Source organism: Chryseobacterium tructae (assembly GCF_030409875.1).
GTDB classification, from domain to species: Bacteria; Bacteroidota; Bacteroidia; order Flavobacteriales; family Weeksellaceae; genus Chryseobacterium; species Chryseobacterium tructae.
The window spans coordinates 291,150-314,579 of the sequence record NZ_JAUFQR010000001.1; the positions used below are offsets into that span (position 1 = coordinate 291,150).

Genomic DNA, 23,430 nt, shown 5'->3' on the forward strand with positions numbered 1-23,430 from the left:
AAAACACTAACATATAGATATTTCTTTAAGAGAACTCTGAGAAAGCGGCTATTCATTTTCATGTTTTGGTTTTATTCTGTGATTGTATAAACAATAGTGACAACTTTATTAGCCTGTGCAGATAAGTTAGCATAAGTACTAGGTGCAAGAGAAATCGTGAGACGATGTCCATTATTGGCTCCATTACCAGTATAAGCACCTCCAATCCCACTGATAATGGTAATGGGTGTGTTTGTAAGAGTAACTTGTGCAGAAGGAGTGCCTAACGTTCCTCCTCCTGCTCCGGAAGCTGCCGCTGCCTGTAGTCTGATATTGACTCCTGGAATCAGAGCCGTACTGACATATGCAGTAATTTTTCTGGTAAGTCCTCCAGAAGCTATGGCAGATGTATAATTGATCCATTTTGATGTATTGGGGGTTGGATTACCAAGAGGGTTTCCTGCTTCAGTAGGTGCAGTGAAATTTAAAGTAATATTCCCTGCAGGTTCTATATCCATCAAAGTAACGACAGGCAAGGTGAAGGTAACCGTAGCCTGCGCATATAATAAGCTGGATAAAATAAAAGAGGCCAATAATAGGGAGCGTTTCACAATCATTTCTTATTTTTTATTTCATTATACCCTACTTTTAAGGATTCCTGTTGATATTTAATTTCAATCTGTTGCTTTACAATCTGAATACTGATTTTTTTCGATTCCGAAGGTTTTAATGCAAATTGAAATTGGTTTGTTGAAATTTTATACCTTTTATCAAGGCCATTTCTATAAAGCTTAATGGTCCAATCACCTGGTCTGAGATACGTGAAATCAAAATTTTCTCCTACAAAACAAATTTTACGATAAGATTGATCTTTACTAATGGCTTCCACAATAATACTTTCTCTTTTCTCTTTTCTTTTTTTAGCTTGTAATGCGTCAATATCTGTTTTGTCTTTTTCTTCAGCTTCCAAAAGTTGGATCTGTCCCTGTACATTAGCTGCTGTTGTTAACCCGAAATTAAAAATATTGTCTTTGTTAGTAAGAGATAATGCCGTTGGAAAAGCGATTGTCGGAATATCATTAATCTCAGTGGTGGAGCGGTCTATTTCAAGAAAGTAATTGCCGGGGACTACATTTTTGAATATATAATTGCCATCCTTGTCTGTAATGGATAAATAGCTGCCCAGCATTAATCTTATCCCTTCTGCTTTTCTTATCCCGAGGTTGCTAACATTCCCGGATAAAGAAATATATTCAGCCGTTTTCTGCACCGGAATATTAGGGCGCCAGGTATAACGCATTGAAAAGATAAAATCTTTGTCTCCTATTTGTCCTCGCTGCAATGAATACCTGCCAGAAAAATCAATCTCATTTCCAGGAAATAATTGTTGATGAAATAGAATTTCGAACAAATTTCTGTCTTTAAAATATTCTTCAGGAATATAATTATTCTGATAAAAGATACTTAGGCTGGTTTTATTAGAAAATCTACTAAAGACCCTTGCCCCATAATACCATAATTTTTGATTTTGTAACTGATATCTAGAAGTGTTCGCATAGCTTCCGAATAGGTTAAAGGATGTTTTGAATTTTTCAAATGAAAGGTTAGCAGAATATATACTGGAATTGCCACTAAAACCTGTTAAGTAGTTATCTGTTTTCCCTAATTGTCCCTCAAGATTAATTTGAAATATTCCAATATGCTGATCTATACTGACTCTAAAAAAACGCTCATAGTAATCAAACTGTTTAGGTTCCAGGCGATCCTGATATTTTTGATACCCGTTATTAAGGATGATAGATCCATTGGCCAGGTATTTATATTGTATTCCATATTGGATATATTTTCTGTAAGGAGCTGCCAGAAATAATGTATCTCTCTGAAAGTTCTTAGCATCCTGCATATAGTTAGCGAAAACATTAATTTTCTTAGAGAGTCTGTACTGCAGATAACCACTGAAGGTATTTGTATTGGTAAAGTATCCGGCAAACTCAGGGCTCGCTTTCATATAGATTAGATTCCCATTAATTTTTTCAAAGTTTACTTCGGCCTGAGCCATATAGGCAGTTCCTTCATTGTTTTTTGTAGTACTGTAGGCAACTTCTCCGGAAAGGTTAATGTTTTTTGAAATCTTGAATTTTCCTTTAGCATAAGGGAGGTGTGCTTCGGAATTGAATCTGATATTTCCCAAATTGGAATTTTCTTTCAAGGGTGTTTTGTAAAGGTATCCCACTGAAATTTCAGACTCCTTACGAATTTTAAAAGCCGAATAGATATTAAACTCATCTTTAATATCCCTAAAAAATCGGGGATGATTATAGAAACCGCCTAAACTTACCTTATTAAAATCATACCGGATTTCTGCTCCACGACCATATCTTGCAAATTCAGTTAAATAGGAAGACGAATACGTTTTATCCCCTAAATGAACGAACAGATTTTCTCTTTTATAGTTCACAAAGTATTCTTCATACTGAGTAAAAGTATTTAATTCTATAGGGTTGTGAGTGGCCGCATGAAATTCAATCTGATTTTTATTTTCTTTATCCAAGGATCCTTTGCCATAGATCTCACCTTGAAAGCCATCATGGTAGATTCCCATATTTTTCATTCCGATGAAAGATAATGAAGCAACCACTGGAAATCTATGATAAATATCTTTATTGGTAGGTTTTACAGATATAACCTGAGTACTGATATACATCGTCTGGTTATCCTTGGGGTTGTCTCTTGAATATACCGAAAGATTTAGATTCTGAAATTCATTTTGACCCAGTTCAGGGTTAGTGGCTTTATGAATAGTGATTACTTTTGATTCATTAGGGCCAAGAATAATAGAAGGAGGATGATCAACAACGGCATTCTTACTTTCCAAAATAAGATTCTCCGTTATATTTCCATTATTTTTTACAAGAAAAGAAGCATTAATGGATTCTCCTGCTCTTGTAAACTCTGGAGAATCAAGTACAGTAAGAGAAAGCTTTCTACTTGCAGAAACTGTTATTTGTGAAGTTTTTGTAAATGATGATCCGTTGGAACGATCCGTGATATTGAGGGTGACAGTATAGTCACCTTGTGTAGTTTCTGTTGAAATACGCAAAGGAACCAGATATACAGAAGCTTCATGGGAAGGAATCTGAAAATCTCCTTTTGCTAATATAGGGACGATATGTGGACTAGAGGTGTTAACTGAAATATCAAATATTTTATTCTCAGAAGAATTATTTTGCAGACTAAAGGGAATAGACGTAGACATCCCCGGTAGTAAGCTATCTTTTTTACTGGCCAATCGGTTTGATTGCTGTTGAGAAAAAGCAAATAGCGGGAATAATATAATAATAAATTGTGTCCAGGCTTTAATCATTTTTTACTTCTAATTCCACATTGAGCGCAAAAGCGTTCTCATCTTCGTCCGTCGCTATTACAGTTGCTTTATACTGAGCAGGCGGTACTTTACTGATATCAATGTAAAATGTTTTAGAAGTAGAAGGCAGTAATCCCATTGTTAAGCTTGAAAAGGTGCCTATTTTTTCTCCTGTCTTACGGTTATAGATTTCAATAGATGCTGTAGGCTTACAATAAAGATTTCCCTTGTTGGCGATGGCAACTTTTACAGTTTGTTTTCCTTCTTCTTTTTCTACTTTGATATTTTCGAATGTAAGGTCCGGTTTGGCCTTTTCCATATCATAATCTGTAATAACCTGAATGGCATATCGTATGACAGAGGTAATATTTACGCCAGATTGTTTATCACTAGGTTTTACATCCTCTACAGGTTCTACGATGATCACACTCCAGTAACTGCCAGGATCTAGTGTCTGATCAGGAACGGTAATTTCATAAAACACCTCTGTTTTTTCTTTACCTTTCAACGTTACTAAATTGGTATTGATTTTTATCCAGTCTCCATTCGTTCTTTTTTGGGTATGTAATGCCGTATAATTAATAGTTCCATCGGCATGATACGTAAAATCCTGTAAAAATAATTTCACATTTTGGGGACTGTTACCCGTATTTTCAATCGCAATTTTCCCTTTGTAAACTTTTCCGTTTTCTATTGTATAGGAATGCGTAAGCCCATTAAGAACCACTATGCCGGCATGTAAAAAGCTGAACTGCAAAATCAAAGTGATCAAAAGAAGAATACGCTTTATCATCATGTAAAGTTTGGAGTTTAATAATTAATAATATAAAAACAGGAAGAAACTGGAATCCAATTTCTTCTTGATTTTGAAATGCGGAATAGAATTTTATTTAAATTCTAATTGTCTGATATGGTATAGGTAACAGTAGCTACAGTAGTTGCAGTAGCCTGCAAATCTGAATAAGCTGCCACACCGCCAGGTCCACTTCCAGCAGCAAGAGCATACGTAAGGTTGTGACCGTTATTCGCTCCATTTCCCGTATAAGCACTTCCAATACCTGAAATAATAGTTTGATCAGCAGCACTTAATGTTAAAAGACCTGCAGATGTTCCTAAAGTACCTGCTCCAGAGCCTGTAGCCGCCGCCGCAGTCACGTGGATATCTATCCCGGGAATAATAGCATTAAGCTTCACACTTACATTACGAGTCGGATCTGCAACAGATTTGATAGAAGAATAGTTAAGCCATAATGTAGTATTGGCTGCACTTGGCGTAATAGGATTCCCCGCCTCAGTAGGAGCTGTAAATCCTAAGGTAATATTTTTGTAGCGGCAGGTTCAATGTCTACCAGTGCAACTTCAGGGATAGAAATAGTAATCGTATGATTATCTGTATTTGTATCCTGAGCGCTTAAACTTCCAGATATGGCAGCTGCAAATAATGACATTGCAACGGTTAATTTTAATTTATTCATGATCTCAATATTAGTTAAGTGAAAATAATAAAAATCGATTAATTATGAAATAAATATATAATAATTTTTATATTATTGATTATTTCACTTTCGTAAAGCAATATAATTGATAAATATTTCACTTTTTAAATAAAAAAATCCTGCACGATTGTACAGGATCTATGATGTTTTATTGAGAAATAGCCGCTACATCCAATGGGGATCTGAAACAGAAACTTTCCCTGTTTCTATTCTTCCAGCAAAATGCCAGATATGCTCATTAGAAGCTATTTTTAGATCATACCAACCTTTATATGGGGTAAGATCAATAACTATTTTCTCCTCTGGCTTCTGAATTGAGAGCATTTTTTTACTTTTATCATACAGATTTTCCAGGGTAATATTTCCTTTTTTACCGTTTTTAATGATCAGCTCTACCTGATTTTTTAAAATATTATTAATCAATATAACTTCTGATGTAGAAATATTGCTTCCTTTAAACTTTCGGAAAAAACCATTAGGACCAAAAACTTCATAATCGTAGTTTCCTGATTGAACGGTTGGATGCGATAATTCCTGTTGAGAATATAGCGCATAGGAAAAATAATAATCTTTACCGTTGAGTTGAGTTCTGTCATACAAATGAAGGGGAACTCCATTTTCCTTTAAATTGGTCATTTTAATTTTTCCACCATCCAGATTCACATGGAAATTGTAAGGAAGGGGATTAGAAGGCTTCATTCCCTTTTCCTGAATGTTGAGTAAATCATTCTTCAGTTCGGGCTCAGAATACCATTTCAGTTGTGGAACAGGTTTATTTTTGGCAGCGTTGATGGTTTTAGCATAATCCTTCTGATCCAGATAATCCATTTTTGGAGCCTTGATATTAGGAGAATTAAAGGCTGAAGTAAGGTCGCCACAAACAGCTCTTCTCCATTCACTGATATTGTCTACATGAACATTCTTATTGAATTTTTTCATGATAAATTTTTCCAGGAATTGCAGTACTGAGGTATGATCTGAGACTTCAGAATTTACAAACCCTCCTTTCGTCCATGGTGAAGCAATGATCATCGGAACTCTGTAACCAAGACCTACCGTTCCTTCTGCTTTTTCATAATCCTTTAAAGTAGGATCAGACCTATATTCCTGAGTTTTGTCAACGTATTCCACACCACTTTTTCCGTTAAGATCGACGGGTTGACTTGGGTTTAATGGGGGAGCAAAAGGAATCACATGATCAAAATAGCCGTCATTTTCATCATAATTGATAATGAAAATTGTTTTTTTCCACATTTCAGGATCTTTGGTCAGTATATTTAAAACCTCAGAGATATACCAGGCTCCATACCAAGGCGATCCCGGATGATCTGAGAAATGCTCGGGAGCTACCAGCCACGAAACCAGAGGAAGTTTTTTCTCTTCCACATCCTTACGGAACTGGAACAATACATCTCCTTTTTGGGACAACTAACCTTTCCCCATTTTTCATCCTTTCCTACTTCTACACTGTGATAATCCGGATCATTTGAGTTGATCGTAAAAAGCCTTTTTCGTGAAGATTTTTTTCTCCATTGGAGAAAGTTTTAGCATAATTATCCGGGTGATATTTTTACCAGATCCTCCTGAAGTTCAGCAATGATCGCTTCCAATCTTTGTTTCTGGTCAGGCTTTTTTTCAGGATTTCCTGCTTCAATGACGCAATTATTTTTCGGAATGTATTCATAATATCCTTTTTGGAAAACTTTACATTGAATTTTTGGAAAACCATTCAATCGGATTATCTGTAAAAATTGCTCAGCCAAGCTTCCTGCTCGCCGGATAATCCTTTGGGAAGACTGATCTCATTCTGATACATACGCCATGATACATTCTGTTCCTCCAAAAATTTCCGGAAAAACTCTTTTCCATTTTTGCCTGTCTTGCTTTATCATAATCAATATCGTCATTAACAACATTTGCTTTTGATTTGCCATTTTGCTGTTCTCTTAAGGTTCCAGACCAGTGGAAAAGTCTATTCGGAGTGGTTCCTGTCATAGAAGAACAGAAGTATTGGTCAAATATGGTGAAAGCATCTGCAAGCTGATAATAGAACGGAAGATCCTCACGATTGTAATATCCTAATGTGAGAGGAATATTTTTATAATGTTCATTACCTGAAGCTTTTGCCTGCAGCCACTGATCATATTTTCCTTTATTGAAGGCCTGTTGCTGATTTTCCCATGAATGTGGAAGTGAACTCATCCAGGTTGATTTGGTATTTCTAAGATCCAGACGGGCTGGTGCAGCATATTTTCCCGTATTTTCTTTTTGAAAAAAAGCGGAATGCCCATCCTGCTTGATGAATGTTCTTTTATCTAAAAATCCACGGACACCTTTAAGAGCTCCAAAAGCATGATCAAAAGAACGGTTCTCCTGCATTAAAATGACAACATGTTCTGCATCATAAAAAGTGGATAATGCAGCTGGTTCTATTGCTAATGCTTTAAGGATTGCAGGGTGCAAAACACTTGATGTTCCAAGCCCAGCTAATAAAATACTTGATTTTTCTAAAAATTCTCTTCTGTTCATGATCAATCGTAATAAGAAAGAAATCGCAAGTTAATAGGATTTTCCTGCGATTTCTTGATTTAATATAAAAATAAGTCAGATTTTATTGTAACCACCAAGGTTTAGAGTTGATATTATCGTTTCCTCCGTACTGAGTGGTAAGGGCTGTCTTTAAATTGGTACTGTTATAATTATATTCAGACTGAGGATATCTGAATCTGAATGGTGCCGCTACACCCGCTTTTAAAGGGTAATTAGGATATCCCGTTCTCAAATAATCATAATAAGAAGTCCATTGTGACTGGTGGAACATCGTCATGTACTTTTGAGTCATAATTTTTTCCAACTGCATTTGCAAAGATACTGAGCTATCATAGGCAACCAACGGTGTGGTAAGATATTGATTCACATCAAACCCTGTAAAATATTGTCCCGGATTTTTTACATAAGTCTGGTAGAAATTGAAACTAGCTTTGATTCCGTTGTCATAGTGCGTTTTTGCAGATCCTGAAATCCATCCTCTGGCGGTTGCTTCTGCCAGAATAAATTCCAGTTCAGAATAACTCAAAATTGAAGAAGGCTCATTAGTAGGGTCTTTATAGAAACGATCGTTTACTTTGGATATATTTTTTGCTGTGATCAATTTTGCATTATCAGAATAAGGAGAAACAGGATCTCCTCCATTATATCCACTGAAATCGGTAATCGCTTTCCCCGCTTCTTTAGCTCCTGTAGTCTGGGCTGCAAAAGTAAACAATCTTGGATCATGACGGTCTTTAAACATATTGATGAAGTAATCTGCCATATATAAGCTTGATCCATATCCACTGTTGTTGAACATTGAATATCTACTATCGGCAGCATCTGCAAACTTAAGTTCCCCATTATCAGAAATAGAAGTCATCAAAGGCTGGCTTCCTGCAATAGAAGCAAACTCTGTTGCAATGTTGTAACTTCCAACCGTTGTTTTTTTGGAAAGTGTAATTAAGATTTTCAAACGAAATGAATTGATCAGTTTTTTCCATTTTGAAGCATCGCCATTGAAAATAATATCACCTTCAATTTTATCATTGGTATTGATGAGATCATTGGCCTCTTTTAATTCTGATAAAATTCCGGCCATCACAACATCCTGGCTGTCATATTTAGGTTGTGTAATTCCTGATTCGCCTTTTACCGCTTCAGAATAAGGTATACTGCCCACTTTTAAACTTGTATTGAAAAAATAATAAGCTCTTAGAAACTTTCCTACAGCCACATAGTTTTTATTATTTCTTTTTTCACCCTCCTGCATCATTTTTACGGTATTAAGAAGTCCTTTAGAATAGACTTCAAAAGAGGCGTCATTCCATTTCATATACTGAAAGGTATTTTCTCCATCAGTACCAATCATCATTCTTGAAGCATACATGTTGTCTCCGTTTACCCAAAAGGCCTCTTTAGCAACATAAGTCAGAAGGTATTTAGGATCAATGCTGGCCTGATCATTGGGGTTTTCATTGATTTTATCAAGATTAGATTCACATGATGTCAATGCCAGTACTCCTGCTGTAAATACAGAGGTGATGAACCTTTTTGTTTTTTTACTTTTTAATTCTTTCGTTTTGAATATAGTATTTTTCATTGTAATGTCGCCTTTAAATTAAAACTTAAGATTAAACCCAATCCCAAACCATCTGCTTGAAGGATCCTGAATGTCATTGGTGACATCACCTGTTCTTCCGGATCTGATCTGGAAATCCGGGTCAGAATAAAGGTTTTTCGATTTTTTCCACATGGCCAGATTATAGGCTGAAATATTAGCGGTAAAGTTTTTGATCATTCCTTTAGGATTCAGTAAATAAGAGAAGTCATATTCTAATACTACTGATCTTAACTTGATAAAAGTTCTATCGAAAACATTCGCAAACTCCTCACTTTCATTTTGGGTAACCCTTGCCTGGTATGGATAATTTTGTGCCCAATCCTGGAAGCTGATCGCTGTTGTATGCTGAGTATAAAGCCCGGTTGTAGGATCATAATTTACCCCATTAGGTACAAAATAATATTTTCCAGGGTTGGCATATTCAAGATCTCTGTAGGCGACAGAATTAGGATGCTTGCCACCCCACCACATTTTTTCAACGACCTGAGATCTCATGATACCGCCAATACTTCCGTCAATTCCGATATTTAAAGTGAATTTTTATACTTGAACGTGTTGTTGATTCCAAAAGTCCAATCAGGGTTGAAGTGCCCTAAATTACTTTGTGTATTGGCTCTGGTTGGCATTCCTGATTTAGCATCCAGAATGACTTGCCCATCCGGAGATTTCTGCCATTCGTAATCATAGTAACTATCCATTCTTTCCCCCAACTTAATGTTATTGTAGTTAGGCATATTATCATAGATAGAAGTTAACTTTTGGTTATAAGTACTCCAGTTAAGTAAAGCTTTCCATGTAAAGTCAGCTGTTTTGATAGGAACCAGTCCAAGGGAGATTTCAAATCCTTTGGTGGTGTACTCGTTACCATTTACATATTGTGAAACGAAGCCAGATGACTCAGCACTTGGGAATTGCAAGATGTTATTATAATCTAAAGTTCTGAAATAGGTAGCATCTAAAGTAATTCTGTTATTGAATAAACCGGCACTTAATCCCAATTCATAAGATTTTGTCTGCTCAGGTTTTAAAGAATTTTCTACGTTAAGAATCGTTGGATATAAATACGTTGGATTACCGTTAAAACTGATCCCTTTATTGTTTGCATAATAGTTTCTGATCGAATAAGGCTGAAAATCGTAAGCCACTTTTGCCCATGAAGCAGAAAGTTTTAACATATTGATCGCTTCAGGCATTTTAACCAGATTGGAAATAACAGCACTGATAGATGCGGAAGGATAGAAATAAGACCTATTAGCTTTCGGTAGAGTAGATGACCAGTCATTACGTCCGGAAAGGTTGATGAAGAAAGCATTGTATAATCCGATATCAATCGTAGAATAAGCACTATAGATTAATTTTTCCTTTAAATAAGTATACTTTTTGAGTGCTCCTATCGAATTTTCAAAGTTGTAGATTTCCGGAACTTTTAAACCGTCTGTAGAGGTTTCATTATTATTGTTTTTATAGTAAAATGCAGAACCCCCGGCATTGATGGTAAAATCAAAATTATCAGATATCTTTTTCTTGTAAGTGGCCAGTACATCATAGTTCAGATTCCAGGTCTTCAGATCTTTTACAATATATCCACCGCTTCTTGGTGCACTATAATTGAAATAAGAATAAGGACTGAATGTTTCAGACTTACTGTGGTTTTCAACAAGGGAAATTTTACCTTTTACAGAGAGATCATTTGTAGCTTTATATTCTAATCCGGTTTGGGCATTAATAATGTTGGTTCTATTTTGATTTTTATAATATTCAGCTCCGAACCACGGGTTATTGTACCATGCATAATTCCAGTTAGCCTGTGCTCTACCTTCCTGTCCTGGAATCCACATGTGATTTTTTAAAGCTTTCCCATCTACATCACCTCCCATCCAGATCAGGATGGTATACATATGCCCACTTGGGTTGTAATCATAGTTGGGGACGTTAGGGGTAAAGGCCTGATTGAAATTAAACTTCGTATCCAAGATGAGTTTTTCTCCCAGATGATTTTCAGAAGAGAAATTAACTCCATACTTCTGTAGGTAAGAATTGGGAACTCTGTCATCATAATTCATGAAGTTTCCAGAAAATCTGTAGATATCTTTATTATTTCTGTAGCTGATCGCGAAATTATTGTTGTTGATAACAGCCGGCTTTAAGAATGTATTTAAATTATCGTGGAATTTCCAATCGATCGGAACTCTTTCATATCTTGATTTATCATTATACTGAGTCCCACTTACAGCTCCATACCAAGGAATAACCTGTCCGGTTGTTTTGTCCCTGATCGGGCTGTTCCATTGTGCAATCTGCAATCCCGGAACAAATTTTGGTCCCCAGATCATATCTCCGTCATTCACACCACCATCAGCTCCATCCCAGAATTCATACTTTCCGTGAGATCCGTTTCCATATTCAGTCTGTGTTTTAGGAAGATTGGTAAATCCTCCTGTAATCATCGTATTCTGAGAGAATTCTACAGAGAATCCTTTCTTTTTTGCACTTTTTGTAGTGATAAGAATTGCTCCATATCTACCTCTTGAACCATAAAGGGCAGATGCTGTTGCTCCTTTAAGAACGTTAATGTTTTCAATATTATTCGGATCTAAATTTTGGAAAACTTCTTTTTCCACAATTACCCCGTCAATCACAAATACCAGGTTAGAATTTCCTCTTAATGTAAATTGAGGAGCTTGCTGCATCCCTGTTGGATTGGAAACATTCAGACCAGCTACCTGTCCTGAGAATAAATTTCCAATACTTGGAGTCGTAATTGTTTCAAATTGTTTAGTTCCTACCTCTTGGGTAGAATATCCGATCTTTTCCTTTTTCTTGGCAATTCCTAAGGCTGTAATTACAACGCCTTCAATCTGCTTCTCATTGGTTTTTCTTAAAACAACCGAATATTGCTTTTTTGAAGAAACCTCCACCGTGTAAACAGAGAAGTCAGGCGAAAAGAATTCCAGGATGTCCTTAGGATTGGCTGAAATGGTAAAATTCCCATTTTCATCTGTCGTAGCGGTTTTTCCCGTGTTTTTGTCGGTAATATTAACTCCTGAAACACTCGCCCCATTTTCAGATTTTACATTTCCGGAAACGGCAATCTCCTGAGCTGTAATATATAAGGGAAGTAAAAAAACAGCAAACGTAGCTAAAGCTTTCTTCATTTTTTTTGAATGCAAATTTAGCCGGGCACTATTACGTAAATTTTACGATCGTATTAAAATAAAAATACGTTTTATGTATTTTTTAACAGAAATAATTAATGAAATGGTAAAGAGGGAAGAGCCTTTGATATAGGGATTTTTGTTTTATTATATTGTGCTGGAAGCTGGAAGTGGGAGGCTGGGAGTTATTGAAGTTTTCAAAATAGCTGAAACACTTTCTATTAGCTTTTGGTTATGGAGGAATTTTTAGATTATATTATGCTGGAAGCTGGAAGTAGGAGGTTTGGAGTTATTGAAGTTTTCAAAATGAGTGAAACACTTTTTATTAGCTTTTTATCATAAGGTTGCGACTAAGAATAGTAACCTTACAGTAACTTCAGGCTTCCCGCATCCAGCTTACTTTCTCTCTTAGAATCTACTCAGAATACCCCAGTGGATCTTTATATCATTGAATTTAAATGGATTTCCAAATTCATTACCATTCGATAGTTGGAAACTCATCAGCCCAATCGGAATGAAGAAGTTGAATCCGAGCCCGACACTATAAAGCTTAGGTTTTACATTCAATGATTTATTATTGAGCTGTCCATATTGACCAAAGACATCAAAGAAAGCCTGATTGCCTATGAGGTACCGGTATTCTAAACCTCCATAATAATAAAAGTCGGCGGCGAGAGAGTTTTCATTAAAGCCTCGCATGGAATTCCATCCTCCGAAACGATAAAGTTCGTTGGCAGAAAACTCTATTTTAGAATCCATCATAGCACCTTCTCCTTTGATATTGAGGAAATGGTTTCCTGAAATATGGTAATTATGTTCTCCAAAGAAATAAAACTGGTTTTGACCTGATCTTATATCTCCTTTGGTGTAAGTTGTTGTTAAATAATCGTATCCGGCATTGATCCTTGTTTTGTAAAGAAAAAGATCAATATCGGTAGGTTCAGTCATTTCATACCAGATTCCGATCCCCTTTTTGTTATAGTCTTTTCCGATAGCATATAATGAATCTATAACAGTAGAGGTTTCCAGCGTTGCTCGCAGACCGATCTTGTTCCGATTATTAATATGATAATAAAAAGCAGGGAGGAATTTTACGTTAGCAAATGTAGAATCTTGTCTGTAGATATTTACCTTTGTATTCATCCCGACATTGGATTTGAAAAGATAAGGGATATCCACTTGTAGATCAAAAGTTTGTCCTTTGTCAGGGTTTCTTTGCCAGTATAAATTGATCGCTTCAAAACCATTGAACATATTCTTGAAATTCACATTCATGGTACCATTTAAGGTAAATTTATCCGTTTTATCATTTCCAAAACCAATTACCCCGTCAAAAGTATTGGTCTTTTTCTTCTGTAAAAAAAGATAAATATTGGTAGAATCTTTAGTGAATAAGGTTTGTGGCTGTCGATCAAGCATAACGAAAGGATGGCTTTGAAAACTTTTGTTGATCGCCACTAGGTTCTTATCATCATAATTTTTTCCCTTGAATTCCTTTTCAATATTTTTGATGAACCTTTTTGGAACTTTATCATAACCTTTTACAACAAAACCATTGATCGTTCTTTTATCATTCTTATTGATATCAAGCTCTACAATGGGAAATCCGTTTTTCTGCCCTTTGTATTTTGATTTGATCCTGCTGAAAGAATAGCCATCATCAATATAACTTTTATTGATACTTTTCTTAGTAGAATCTAAGTTCTTAGTGAAAAAATCTTTCTGAACTTTCAGTTTCTGAACAATAGAATCTGAAAGGTTTACATAAGATTCATTAAAGTTCTTTCCCTTATCAAAGAAAATCTCCGTACTGTCACCTTTTACCTTGACATCTTTCAGTTGGGTGAAAAAATAATTATTTTGAGCTAAGGAGTCCAGAAATTTTACAGCAGAAACAGAATCTTTTACCTTTTTTCTCACCTTGGTTTCTGTGTCAATAAGCCAATACTGTTTCTTCTGCGCTTGTGTAAAAACGCAGAACAGGACAAAAAATATTTTCAGAAACAGCTTCAATTCGAAAAATAATTAAGCCGTAGATCGATTGTTGAACTTAAAAAGAAAGCCTAAAGAAAAGCTTGCCTTTATAATTCTTAACAACTTAATACTTCTTAATGGTTTAAACAATTATAAATAACTTTTTATAAAACTGAAACTAGCTCAGTTTATTATATTTCTTCATTAAATTCTCATAAACTCCTTGTGGAAGAATCCATTTCAATGGGACTCCGATTTTCTGTCCGAATTTACCAAAATAATAATGAGCTTTCCATTTATTCTTTCCTAAAAGTTTTTCAATATATTCTGCTACTTCCAATGGGTCGGTTCCATCATCTACATGAGCATTCATTAAAGAATATATTTTTTCAAATACGTTTTTATAGGGCTGGGAAACCTGTGCGATCACTCTGTTGTCTGCAATATTGGTTTTAATATCTCCCAAATGCAACGAACATACGTCAATATTCCATTGGTAAACTTCATATCTCATGGCTTCAGTTACTTTATCCAAAGCAGATTTGGAGGCAGAATAAAATCCACGGAATGGTAATCCCATTTCACTTCCGATACTGGATACATTGATGATCTTCCCGAATTGGTGCTTTCTCATGGTAGGAAGAACGGCACTCATCATCTGAACAGGGCCGGCAAGATTCAGACTGAATAGTTTTAGAATATCTTCCTTGGTAGAATCTTCTACAGCACCTACCATTCCCATTCCTGCATTGTTGATGAGAACATCAATTTTGGTTTCTGTTTTCAAAACTTCTGCAATGGCATTCTGAACAGCGGAATTGTCTGTAACATCCGTAGGAATAGACTTGAAATATTCACTTTCCGTATGTTTTCGGCTTAATCCATATACTTTGTGCCCTTTTTTACCAAAGTATTCGGCCAAAGCAAATCCAATTCCTGATGAGGTTCCTGTAATGATAATGGTCATTTAATTCCTAGAATTTTTTATTATGTTCATTTTTCTCGCTTATCAATCATCATTTTTCATTGTTGATAAGCAGGAAAATCTATTTTCAGCAAATGTAAAAAAAGAAAAGGGAAGTCTGTGATTTATTATCCAGGAATACCGCAGGAGGAAAAATATAAGTTTGTTGTTTTTATGATGATCTATTACCTCCGATTGATGATAAACTTAAAATAAAGTTAATATCACTTGTTCATAGGGAATCAATAGAATAATTATTTTATTAATTTATGCTATTAAAAATAAGAGATTATGCTCTTCACGGCATAGTTAAAAAACCAAAATTTCTTAATGAAAACATAAGGAAATCTTAATGCAACGGGAGGGAAGGCTGTTCTAATTTTGCATCTAATTAAAAAGGATGTCATGAATGTATTTAAAATCCCTGTCTCAGTAACATACTTAACGGGTAGGGTATTACTTATTGGTGCAATTTCAGCTTCACCGATGTTCCTCTCTCAAAAAAAAGACAGTTTAAAAGAAAAATCCATCGATGAGATTGTTGTTGTTGGATACGGAACACAGAAAAAGAGTAAGGTTTCCGGTGCTGTTACGGAGGCTTCATTGGATAAACTTACTTCCAGGTCTCTGTCCGGAGTAGGTGAAGTTCTTCAGGGAAAAGCTCCCGGAGTAACGGTTGTGAATGAAGGCGGAGATCCTAATGGCTCTCCTAAAGTAAATATCCGAGGTCTGGGCGGAGTGAATGGAGAGTCTCCTCTTTATGTAGTGGATGGAGTAGTTTTTAACGGAACACCTGCTATTAACCCAAATGACATTCAGGATATTTCTGTACTTAAAGATGCTTCTGCTGCTATTTATGGAGCGAGATCTTCCGGAGGGGTGATTTTGATTACCACCAAAAGAGGTAAAAGAGGAACTTTGACAGTAGATTTTGATGTTAAATACGGAATTAATCAGGCATGGAAAATAAGAGAGTCTTTAAATGCAGCTGAATTCCAAGATGTAATGCGCCAGGCCTACGAGAATGCAGGAAAACTGAATAACCTTCCATTGGCCTTCAATGCAGATCAATATTCTGACGGAGGGATTACCAGAACCAACTGGATGAAAGAGATCTTTCGAACAGGAACTATTCAGGAATACAATGTAAACCTTAACGGTGGAAATGAAAAATCCAGATTCTTCGTGGGAATGAACCACAGAAGTCTTGAAGGAATTTTATTGAACACTCAGGCAAAACGATATAGTTTCAGGGTAAACTCTGAACACAAAGTAAAAGACTGGTTGACGATCGGGGAGAATATGTATTATAACTATTCCGACGGAAATACAGCCAACACAAAGAATGGCTACACAGGAGCCTTAGTGGCAGCGATGTATTATCCACCCAATGTTTCAGTGTATACACCATCCGGAGCTTTCTCAGGATTACCGATTGATGTGGCAGGAGGATATGGAGATATGATTAATCCTGTTGCTTATCTGAAAAGAATCAGCATTCAAAATCCTACTCATGAGATTTTGATCAATCCTTACATGGAAGTTACGCTGGCTAAAGATTTGAAATTCCGATCCAATTTTGCTCAAACCTTTAAAATAGGAAATGTAAAAGAGTTTACTTCAAGGGTACTGGAAGTAGGAAAGATCTTTGATACCAACAGTTTGGAATATCAGAATAATAATATTTCAACTTCTCTTGCCGAGCAGCTCCTTACTTACAAATTGACAACTGGTAAACATAATTTTGACTTCCTTGCAGGTTTAACATTCCAGAAAACAACTGAAGACGGATTCCGTGCTAAAACTTTTGATTTCAGAAGTGAAGCGGAAGCTTTCCGATATCTTCAGAATGCTGCAGATACTTATAAAGAAGCAGAAAGTTATAAATACAGAAGTGCATTAACTTCTTATCTGGCAAGAGTAAATTATGACTATGCCGGAAAATATATGATCAGCTTACTGGGAAGGAGAGATGGAACATCTTTAGTCTCTAAAGAAAAACATTTTGCAGATTATTATTCCATTTCAGGAGCATGGATGGTATCCAAAGAAAATTTCATGAAAGATATTTTATGGCTCTCCAACCTTAAATTAAGAGGAAGTCATGGTATTTTAGGAAACCTTGGCGGCGTTTCTTATCAGGCAGTGAATCCACAGATGATTCGTGATAATAATATTATTTTCGGCCAGGATCCATCACAGAATATTGCTTATTATGTAAAGACAATGGCTAACAATACTTTGACATGGGGGAAATCGGAACAGACCAACTTTGGGGTGGATGCTTCCTTTTTCCATAACAGACTTTCTATGCAATTTGATTACTTCGTGAAGAAGTCAACTGATCAAATCTTCAATGTCAACCTTCAAAGTACGGCAACCTATATAGATCGATATGTAAATGCAGGATTATTTGAGGATAAAGGATATGAATTGGGAATTAATTTTAATGGTAAAAATACCGGAGATTTTACTTATTCAGTTGGAGTAACATTGAGTCAACTAAAAAATACGGTGAAGCAATTAGCTGATGTAGATGAGATCTTTATCAATAGTAATAACGTACGTGGAGTTTTGAAACCTACCCGTGTAAAAGTGGGAGAGTCTCTTTATTCTTATTATGGTTATAAAACCGATGGAATCTTCCAAAATCAGGCAGAAATCAACAATTATAAAGATGCTAATGGAAATCTTATTCAGCCTAATGCCAAGCCTGGAGATATTAAATTCCTGAAGAAGGAAGGCAATACAGGAGCATTGAATAACAATGATTTTGTAAACCTTGGAAATCCATATCCTAAGTTCTCTTACGGGTTATCTTACAACATGACCTGGAAGAACTTTGATCTTAACTTATTCTTCCAGGGTGTATATGGAAACAAAATATTTAACGGTTTGAAATTTATTTCATTAAACCCAGGCGGAACCGGACAGAACTATAATATGGACAGAGATATTCTGAATGCATGGACTCCTCAGAATACCAATACCAATATTCCAAGAGTGGTACAGGGTGATCCGAGTGGTAATTACTCTAAAGTATCTGATTTCTATGTAGAAGACGGTTCTTATTTAAGACTTAAAAACCTTACAGTTGGATACTCGCTACCAAGAGAGCTTTACAAAAAACTTGATGTGAATAAAATCAGAGTGTATGTGACAAGTAATAACCTGTTTACCATTACTAAATATACAGGCTTTGATCCTGAAGTTGGAATGGAAAGCTATGGTGTAGATACCGGAAGATATCCTCAGGCCCGTTCATTTATTTTCGGACTGGAAGTCGGGTTTTAATCTAACAACAATTTAAAAGTAAAAAGATGAAGATTTTCAATACAGTAATTTTATTAACAGGGCTTTCTGCAGCAGTATTGTCTTGTACCAATGAACTGAATATAGAGCCGGAAGGAACTCCCACAGAAGCCAATTTCTGGAAAAGCGAAAATGACCTGATTACGGGAGCTAATGCTATGTATAAGCCGCTTTCCGACAGTGAATTTTATGGAAGAGGTTTTTTCTGGTTCATCAATGCCAGTGACGATATGGTAACAGGAAGATCGAAGAGTGAGGCTGATAATGCGAAGAATTTTAGCAGCAATTATATCGCAGCCGGAGATCTGGAGACCCAATGGAACAAAAGATATACGGTAATTGGTGTTGCCAATCGTGTGATCCGTAATGTTGATAATATTCAGGCTTCACAGGCGGTTAAAAACAAATATTTGGGTGAAGCATTGTTCATGAGCAGCAGAATGTATTTTGAAATGGCTTACAGCTATGGAAATGAAAAAGCAGGTGTTCCTATCATAGACCGTACAAAAGAACCGGATCCCAACCCAATTCCAAGGGCTGCTAATGTAATGGAAAACTACAATTATATTGTAAACGATCTGAAAAAAGCAGCAGAATTATTGCCTAGCCAGGAAGAACTTCCAGCCAAAGATTACGGAAGACCCCATAAAGCGGCAGCATGGGCATTACTCGCAAAAGTGTATCTGTTTATGAAGGATTGGAAGAATGCAGAATATTGGGCTAATGAAGTAATGACCAAAGGAAATAGAAATCTGCTAAATAATTTTGGTGATGTTTTTAAAGCTGAAAACAACTACAGTTCAGAATATATCTGGTCAGTACCGAGTACTACTAAATTTAATGGAGTAGGAAGTATTCTTCCGGGAGTAATGCTAGAAAACAAAGGTTGGGGTAAATATAACGGTTGGGGATATTTCCAGCCTACAAAAGAATTGTATGATGAATACGAAACCGGAGACCTTAGAAGAAGTGTAACCATTCTTAAAGAAGGAGACCAGTTTACCTTTGATGGAGCAGTAAGAACCTATGCTACATCAAACTCCCTTACGAAAGCTCAGTTTAACAAATATATGGATGCTTTCAAATATCCATTTAAAGATGGGCATGTAAATGCTAATGGAGATTACCCTTGTACAGATTTTGCCGTACCTATTATGCGTTATGCTGAGGTCATCCTTATCAAAGCAGAAGCATTATTGATGCAAAGCAAACCTGCAGATCAGGAAATCAATATGATCAGAAAACGTGCTGGTCTTACTGCCAAAAGTGGTTGTACTATGGTTGATCTGAAACATGAAAGACGTTGCGAGCTTGCGGGTGAGTGGGCAGACAGACACAGAGACCTTGTACGTTGGGGTGATGCACAGGCAACCTATGCTAAACCACTTCATGGAATGGATGGAAAAGAAGCTTGGGCTGCCAGAAACTTCAATCCTGCTATCCATAATGTTTGGGCTGTTCCACAGGTTGAAATCGTAAATAGCCACGGTGTTATTAAACAAAACGAAGGTTGGTAAAATTTTAGTCATGTATATTATCACTATATCATTGCAGAAATTCTGTGATGATATAGTCTTTTTAAAAGGTCTTATGAAACTATCAAAAATATTGGGCTTGCTGGCCCTTGCCATTTTTTCTGAAAATCAGGCACAGAACTATTTGAATTATAACGTAGGGAATGCTCATTCTCACAATGATTATATGCAGGAAATCCCTTTTTGGCAGGCTTATTATGCCAATTTTGGTTCCATTGAAGCAGATGTTTTTTTGGTAAAAGGTAAACTTTGGGTAGCCCATACAGAAAAAGAACTTTCTGCAGACAGAACGCTGGAAAATCTTTATTTAGACAATATTTCAAAGCAGATAAAGCTGAACAAAGGAAATATTTATTCAGATACAACTAAAAAACTACAGCTGTTGATCGATATCAAGCAGGATTATAAAACAATTCTGAGTGCACTAGTAAATACATTGAAAAAATATCCTGAAATTACTAATAATTCAGGCGTGAAAATTGTGATTACAGGAGGAAGACCTCAGCCGGGAGATTTTAAAAACTATCCAAGCTACCTTTATTTTGATGGAGATTTGAATAGAGACTATTCTGCTGATCAGTTAAAAAGAATCGGAATGTTCAGTGCAGATCTGCCTGAGCTGGTAAAATGGAACGGGAAAGGAATTCCGAGGGATGAAGAAACAGAAAAGATTAAAAAAGCAGTAGATAAAGCTCATGCTCAACAAAAGCCAATGCGTTTCTATGGAGCTCCTGATTTTCCCAATGCATGGGTAAACCTGATGGATATGGGCGTGGATTATATCAATACCGATCATATTCCGGATCTTAAAAAATTCATGAATACCATTCCAAAGAACTTCTACAAGAATACCAAGGAATACGCTACTTATGCACCCACCTATAAAACAGATGGCATCAGCAAAAAAGTAAAAAATGTAATTCTTCTGATTCCGGATGGAACTTCCTTGCCACAATATTATGCTGCTTTTACGGCCAATAAAGGAAAACTGAATGTTTTCAATATGAAAGCTACAGGTTTGTCTAAAACCAATTCATCCAATGCTTATATCACCGATTCAGCACCGGGATCTACAGCTTTTTCTACAGGAGTAAAAACTAAAAATACATTTGTTGGAGTAGATGGAGCAGGTAAAGCTTTGGCTCAAATTCCTGATATTATAGCAGCGAAAGGATTGGTATCCGGATTGATCTCTACCGGAGATGTAACCGATGCAACCCCGGCAGATTTCTATGCCCATTCTGATAATAGAAACAGTTCCGAACCTATTCTGAAAGATTTTGCTACTTCTAAAACCAAAATACTGATCGGAGGTCCTACCAATGGATTAACTCAGGAAACTGAACAGAAGCTTAAAGAAGCAAAAATAGATATGTATCACAATCTTAAATCCGCTGAAAAAATAAATAACAGAACACTCATTATTGATCCTCTGGCTTCACAAAGAATAACCAACGGCAGAGGAAACTGGCTGGCTGATGCTTTTGATCTTACTTTAAACGATTTAAAGAATAATAAAAAAGGGTTCTTTATGATGATAGAGGCTTCCCAAACTGATGGCGGTGGGCATAGCAACAATATCGAGCAGCTGGTGACCGAATTATTAGATTTCGACCATGTGGTAGGAAAAGCAATGAAGTTTGCTGATGAAAACAAAGAAACTCTGGTTGTGGTTGTAGGAGATCATGAAACAGGAGGTTTAACGCTTTTAGATGGCAGTCTGAAAGATGGTTGGGTGTTTGGTAATTTCAGTACCAATGACCATACTTCTATTCCATCGAGTGTTTTTGCCTATGGCCCGAACTCCAAAGAATTTACAGGGCTGTTTGAAAATACAGAGATTTTCAACAAAATTATGGCAGCATACGGTATAGAAAAATAATAAGATCCATTTAACTTTTACTTTTATAAAAATGTAGTCTTTAATATCTAAAGACTACATTTTTTATTTGCTGTAGATATCACAGCATAAAAAGCATCACCGAAAATCGCAAGATTTTCAAAACTTTAGTGTACTTCTTATGCGCAAAGCTTGTCCCTTAAAATCAACTAAAGTGTTTAAACCTTTAGTGACTTTGTGATTGGATGTTATTCACCTGATGTTTTATTTGATATTCTCTCGCAGATCGAGGAGATTTCGCAGATGGATAAAAACTTCGTTTTCATTTTGTTGCAATGGTAAGAAAATCGCAAGATTTTCAAAACTTTAGTGTACTTCTTATGCGCAAAGCTTGTCCCTTAAAATCAATTAAAGTGTCTAAAACTTTTGTGACTTTTGTGGTTAATCATAGCATCCAATCCATTGTAAAATTTTATTTCCCACAGATTGCACAGATTTACACAGATATTTGCGGGTAAGAAAATAACAGTATTGATTTATTCCCCAATAAATAATCTGCATTATCAGCTCAATCTGCGGGAATACATAAAAAAAGCTGTCTCAAAAAGAAACAGCTTCATGGTGACAATTTATATTTAACTACATTAAAAATTCGTTTTTACGATCAATTCGGCCAATTCAGCATTTACAAAATCGATAGGCATTATCCCATAAGAACCTTTTGTATTGCTTTGGAAGAAAGTTTTAATTTTAGGATTAATAGCATTGGAAACTGTCGGAATACTTGGAATACCGAAGATTCCTGGTTTGTAACCGCTGGTGAAATTGATGAAAAGTCTGTCGCTGTTATTGCTTTTGGCTTCATTCAACAGGTTGAAAACTCCATTCCATTTATCATCATTATTGGTTACCTTATAATAATCCTGAACTTTAAGCGGAGCTCCCGGATTATTGATTTCAAAAGTGGTATTGTCTGCCCATGAAGTGGCATTGATACCTTTAGCTGTTCCTGCTGAAAATCTTCTAAGCAATTTGATTTTTCCTCTTACCCCTCCAAGAGTAGGGATGTTTGTTCCAAGATCCCATTTTGAAGGATTTTTCTGAATGTAAGAATCAAAAGTACTTTCAAAACTTCTTGTAGTATTAGAAGCATCATGTTCTTCTTTTACAGACATGATGATGGTTTCTGACGGATGACTTTGTAGGAAAGCATAACAGGCATTCAATACGTCATCAAAATTTAAATTCTGGTAAATAGCACCATGATGGATCGTGAATGAATTATCAATATGTCTGCAACGGATATCCAGGAATCGAACTCCTGCATTCAGCTGCTCTGCAATACTAAGGTTTTGTGTTTTTGCTGTACCACTTACTACAGGGGCATCTATACGAGCTCCGGAATCATGAGTTCCGGGAATAGAGATTTTTGAAATTGAAATATTATCCTGAAGACCAGCCATCCAGCTATTCATTTCAACAGGGACCAGAGAAGCCATTTTATGACTTGCTTTGCTAACAGATAGACCTGTTTCATTAGAATCCCTTTCTGCTACTCCTTCTGAGCATGAAAAGAATACAGTTGCCGTGGCTATACTAAGCGTAAAGTTTTTTACATATTTCATTGAGTGCTTGAACATAGTTTTAATTTTAATTGG

Annotated in this window: 15 protein-coding genes and 1 pseudogene; 3 read left to right on the forward strand and 13 right to left on the reverse strand. The window is 36.0% G+C overall.

Annotation, left to right across the window (positions count from 1 at the left end; translation table 11 throughout):
* Positions 1-71: 71 nt before the first annotated feature.
* The 12 genes and pseudogenes from QWZ06_RS01345 to QWZ06_RS01405 all read right to left on the reverse strand — a co-directional run bounded on the left by QWZ06_RS01345 (position 72) and on the right by QWZ06_RS01405 (position 15,088).
* Positions 72-596 (reverse strand): hypothetical protein, encoded by a 525-nt coding sequence (locus QWZ06_RS01345; RefSeq protein ID WP_290295370.1) that lies wholly within the window; start codon positions 594-596, stop codon positions 72-74.
* Positions 593-3,343 carry a COG1470 family protein gene (locus tag QWZ06_RS01350; protein ID WP_290295371.1) on the reverse strand — a complete coding sequence of 917 codons (2,751 nt, stop codon included), beginning with the start codon at positions 3,341-3,343 and terminating at the stop codon, positions 593-595. Before QWZ06_RS01350 ends, QWZ06_RS01345 begins: the two co-directional genes overlap by 4 nt.
* Positions 3,336-4,139: a WxL protein host-binding domain-containing protein gene (locus tag QWZ06_RS01355; protein WP_290295372.1), complete on the reverse strand. Its 804-nt coding sequence runs from the start codon at positions 4,137-4,139 to the stop codon at positions 3,336-3,338. The genes QWZ06_RS01350 and QWZ06_RS01355 overlap by 8 nt, the downstream gene beginning before the upstream one ends.
* A gap of 101 nt (positions 4,140-4,240) precedes the next feature.
* A complete protein-coding gene (locus QWZ06_RS01360; protein WP_290295373.1) occupies positions 4,241-4,537 on the reverse strand; it encodes a hypothetical protein in 297 nt (98 codons plus the stop codon).
* Between the two features lie 116 nt (positions 4,538-4,653).
* Positions 4,654-4,791 carry a hypothetical protein gene (locus tag QWZ06_RS01365; protein ID WP_290295374.1) on the reverse strand — a complete coding sequence of 46 codons (138 nt, stop codon included), beginning with the start codon at positions 4,789-4,791 and terminating at the stop codon, positions 4,654-4,656.
* A gap of 213 nt (positions 4,792-5,004) precedes the next feature.
* Complete coding sequence (locus tag QWZ06_RS01370) at positions 5,005-6,267, reverse strand: alkaline phosphatase family protein (protein ID WP_290295375.1); 1,263 nt, start codon at positions 6,265-6,267, stop codon at positions 5,005-5,007.
* Between the two features lie 125 nt (positions 6,268-6,392).
* The gene (locus tag QWZ06_RS01375; RefSeq protein ID WP_290295376.1) at positions 6,393-6,572 is read right to left on the reverse strand and encodes a hypothetical protein; all 180 of its coding nucleotides are present in this window, start codon (positions 6,570-6,572) and stop codon (positions 6,393-6,395) included.
* Between the two features lie 22 nt (positions 6,573-6,594).
* On the reverse strand, positions 6,595-7,368 hold the full coding sequence (locus QWZ06_RS01380) for an alkaline phosphatase family protein (RefSeq protein WP_290295377.1): 774 nt from the start codon (positions 7,366-7,368) through the stop codon (positions 6,595-6,597).
* A gap of 82 nt (positions 7,369-7,450) precedes the next feature.
* On the reverse strand, positions 7,451-8,971 hold the full coding sequence (locus QWZ06_RS01385) for a SusD/RagB family nutrient-binding outer membrane lipoprotein (protein WP_290295378.1): 1,521 nt from the start codon (positions 8,969-8,971) through the stop codon (positions 7,451-7,453).
* 18 nt (positions 8,972-8,989) lie between these two features.
* A pseudogene (locus QWZ06_RS01395) lies at positions 8,990-12,147 on the reverse strand (SusC/RagA family TonB-linked outer membrane protein).
* Positions 12,148-12,555: 408 nt separating this feature from the next.
* Positions 12,556-14,067: a BamA/TamA family outer membrane protein gene (locus QWZ06_RS01400; RefSeq protein WP_290295381.1), complete on the reverse strand. Its 1,512-nt coding sequence runs from the start codon at positions 14,065-14,067 to the stop codon at positions 12,556-12,558.
* Positions 14,068-14,299: 232 nt separating this feature from the next.
* Positions 14,300-15,088 carry an SDR family oxidoreductase gene (locus QWZ06_RS01405; protein ID WP_290295382.1) on the reverse strand — a complete coding sequence of 263 codons (789 nt, stop codon included), beginning with the start codon at positions 15,086-15,088 and terminating at the stop codon, positions 14,300-14,302.
* Between the two features lie 402 nt (positions 15,089-15,490).
* On the opposite strand from QWZ06_RS01405, the gene QWZ06_RS01410 reads away from it, so the two are divergent.
* From QWZ06_RS01410 to QWZ06_RS01420, 3 genes are all read left to right on the forward strand, one after another.
* The gene (locus QWZ06_RS01410) at positions 15,491-18,379 is read left to right on the forward strand and encodes a SusC/RagA family TonB-linked outer membrane protein (RefSeq protein ID WP_290295383.1); all 2,889 of its coding nucleotides are present in this window, start codon (positions 15,491-15,493) and stop codon (positions 18,377-18,379) included.
* Positions 18,380-18,405: 26 nt separating this feature from the next.
* A complete protein-coding gene (locus QWZ06_RS01415; RefSeq protein ID WP_290295384.1) occupies positions 18,406-19,914 on the forward strand; it encodes a RagB/SusD family nutrient uptake outer membrane protein in 1,509 nt (502 codons plus the stop codon).
* Between the two features lie 73 nt (positions 19,915-19,987).
* Complete coding sequence (locus QWZ06_RS01420; protein WP_290295385.1) at positions 19,988-21,814, forward strand: alkaline phosphatase; 1,827 nt, start codon at positions 19,988-19,990, stop codon at positions 21,812-21,814.
* A 602-nt stretch (positions 21,815-22,416) separates the two neighbouring features.
* Here the strand turns inward: QWZ06_RS01420 and QWZ06_RS01425 are convergent.
* Entirely contained in the window at positions 22,417-23,412 is a 996-nt protein-coding gene (locus tag QWZ06_RS01425; protein ID WP_290295386.1) for a phosphatidylinositol-specific phospholipase C, read from the reverse strand.
* Between the last annotated feature and the right edge of the window lie 18 nt (positions 23,413-23,430).